We start from the raw sequence: 752 nt of genomic DNA, 5'->3' as shown, positions 1-752 counted from the left end.
AATCAGAACCACCCTTAAAAAGGGTGGTTTGCTCTTAGGGTATAACCCACGGGCCCCGGGCTCGCGTCTAAAGGCGCGGGCCCGGACTTCGTCCAGGCCTAGTGCATCTTGACCCGTGGCGCGCCGGTCGAACCGGCGGCATCACCCCCTCTTGAAGGGGTCCTCGTACTCCTTCACGCTCAGCTTGTCCAGCGCGATGTCGTGGGACTCCTGCTCCCTGATGTACTTGGCGATCGTCGCCTCGTTCAGGCCGACGGTGGACACGTAGTAGCCCTCCGCCCAGAACTTCCTGTTGCCGAACTTGTACTTGAGGTTGGCGTGCCTGTCGAATATCATCAGCGAGCTCTTCCCCTTCAGGTAGCCCATGACGCTCGCGACGCTGTACTTCGGCGGGATCGCCAGCAGCACGTGCACGTGGTCGGGCATCAGGTGCCCCTCGATTATCTCGATCCCCTTGTACTCGCACAGCTTCCTGAGGATCTCCCCTATGTCGCTCCTGATTTGGTTGTAGATCACTTTGCGCCTATACTTCGGCGTGAACACGATGTGGTACTTGCACATCCACTTCGTGTGGGAAAGGCTGTAGGCCTTCTGGGCCATGGCGACCACCCCTTCGACTCGAATTCTTGACGGCCTGAACAATCGTCAATATCGGTCGGAGGGGTGGCTTTGTAAAGCCGTTTGTCTCCACCCGCGTAGCGGGTGGTTTAAAGCTGGCCGCTGCGCGGCCAGCAGACTAAAGTCTTGAAAAA

At 58.5% G+C, this 752-nt stretch carries 1 protein-coding gene; it reads right to left on the bottom strand.

The genetic code is table 11. The features are described from left to right. Nucleotides 1-141: 141 nt before the first annotated feature. The gene (gene tnpA / locus DW003_RS09840) at nucleotides 142-600 is read right to left on the bottom strand and encodes an IS200/IS605 family transposase (protein ID WP_055287554.1); all 459 of its coding nucleotides are present in this window, start codon (nucleotides 598-600) and stop codon (nucleotides 142-144) included. Between the last annotated feature and the right edge of the window lie 152 nt (nucleotides 601-752).

This window comes from Collinsella sp. AF36-3AT (assembly GCF_003475205.1).
GTDB lineage: Bacteria > Actinomycetota > Coriobacteriia > Coriobacteriales > Coriobacteriaceae > Collinsella > Collinsella aerofaciens_AF.
Note: the sequence above shows the minus strand (reverse complement) of the source record. Positions and strands in the feature narration are given on the sequence as shown.